Origin of the sequence: Streptomyces sp. DI166 (assembly GCF_900091315.1) — a bacterium.
In the GTDB taxonomy this organism is placed as follows: Bacteria; Actinomycetota; Actinomycetes; order Streptomycetales; family Streptomycetaceae; genus Streptomyces; species Streptomyces fuscus.
Genome location: NZ_FLSP01000227.1, coordinates 1 through 1,676, shown reverse-complemented (window position 1 = coordinate 1,676; position 1,676 = coordinate 1). Strand labels below are relative to the sequence as shown.

At 75.8% G+C, this 1,676-nt stretch carries 1 protein-coding gene; it reads right to left on the bottom strand.

The genetic code is table 11. The annotated features are described in order from the left end of the window. Positions 1-123: 123 nt before the first annotated feature. Positions 124-1,676: response regulator transcription factor (locus GA0115233_RS39970; protein ID WP_141689671.1), on the bottom strand; the 1,553-nt coding region annotated here is incomplete at its 5' end.

Genomic DNA, 1,676 nt, shown 5'->3' with positions numbered 1-1,676 from the left:
TCGCTGACACACCGTCACGGCGACGCACAGTAGTGCCGGCAGGAGAAAGAAGGATGGCCATTCGGAGCGGGAGCGGGCAGGGATCGCCCGCATGGGGGACGGGCGGAGCCGAAGTCGGCGCGCTCAGCCGGAGGCGGTGTGCTCCGGCTTGATCAGCCCTTCGCGGTAGGCGATCGCCACGGCCTCGCCGCGGCTCGCGGCGCCCAGCTTGGCGAGGATGTTGGAGACATGGACGCTCGCGGTCTTGCCGCTGATGAACAGGGCCTCGCCGATCTGCCGGTTGGTGCGGCCCTGGGCGAGCAGCCGCAGTACGTCCTGCTCGCGCGCGGTCAGCGGTGACGTGCCGTCGGCGGGCGCGTCGGCCAGCCGTCCGCGCCGGATCAGCTGCTCCACGCGTTCCAGCAGCGGCGCCGCGCCGAGCCGTTCGGCGGTCTCCCGGACCGCCCGCGCCTCCGTCGCGGCCTCCTCGCGCCGGTCGGCGGTGAGCAGTGCCTCGGCGAGACGGAACCGGCAGCGCGCCAGCTCGTAGGTGTCGCCGTAGTCGAAGGCCGCCACCGCCGCGGCCCAGGCGTCCACGTCCGGACCCGACGTCGCCCGCGCCCACTCGGCCTCGGCGCGGGCCAGCCACGCCATCCCCTCCGGGCCCTGCGGCGCCCGTTCCTTGCCGCGTCCCGCCGACTCCCGCGCCGCCTCGACGAGTTGTGTCGCGGTCTCCGTCCAGCGCAGTGCCCCGTCCTCGTCCCCGGCCGAGCGCAGGCCGGCCGCACGGTCGGCCACGGCGGACAGCGCCAGCGCGGCCAGACGGACCGTCACATCGGGCAGCGCGCCCGTCTCGTCGGTCAGCGCGGTCACCGTGGCCCGCATCCGCTCCACCGCCGCCTCCGCATCGCCCGCGAGCGCGGCCGCGTCGGTCCGCACGATGCCCGCGACCAGCGTGCCCATCCAGTCGAACGGCCCCTTGAGCAGCGCCCCCGCCGTGTCGGCGACGGACAGGTCTCCGCGCGCCAGCGACACGTACCAGGCGGGCCCCGAGGTGAACCGGCCCAGGGCGGGCAGCAGGTCCGCGTCGGCCGCCGAGGACCGCAGGCACTCGTCCCAGCGGCCCAGCGTGTACAGCACCAGCAGCCGCAGATAGCGCATCTCCAGCGGGTACGCCGAGGACAGCAGCCCGGCACGCCGGGCCCGGTCCAGGCCCTCGGTCAGCCACGGCAGGGACTCCTCCAGCTCGCCCGCCTCGAAGGCGCCCACGGCGAGGCTGAACAGGGCGCGCATCTCCACCGGCGCGTTGCCCGAGGCACGGGCCAGCTCGCGCGCCTGCCGCAGCCGGGCCCGCCCCTCGGGACTGCGCCGCCCGGTGCCCTCCAGCACCGCCACCGAGATCAGCAGATCGGCCGCGGCGTCGGTCACCCCCAGCCGCTCGGCGACCGCCAGCGCCGCACGGGCCAGCTCCAGCGCCGTCTCCTTCTCGCCGACCTGTCGTGCCACCAGCACATGCGTGGCCGCCGCCCACACCCAGGTCGCCGTGGGCGGCTCGGCGGGGATCAGGGCGAGCGCCTCGCTGCTGTGCGCGTAGGCCGCGCTCAGGTTGTCGACGGTGAGGAGGTTGCCCGCGAGGGTGTAGCGGACCCGGGCGGCCAGTTCCGAGTCCGCCTCCTGGTCCAGGCCCGCGAGCGCGG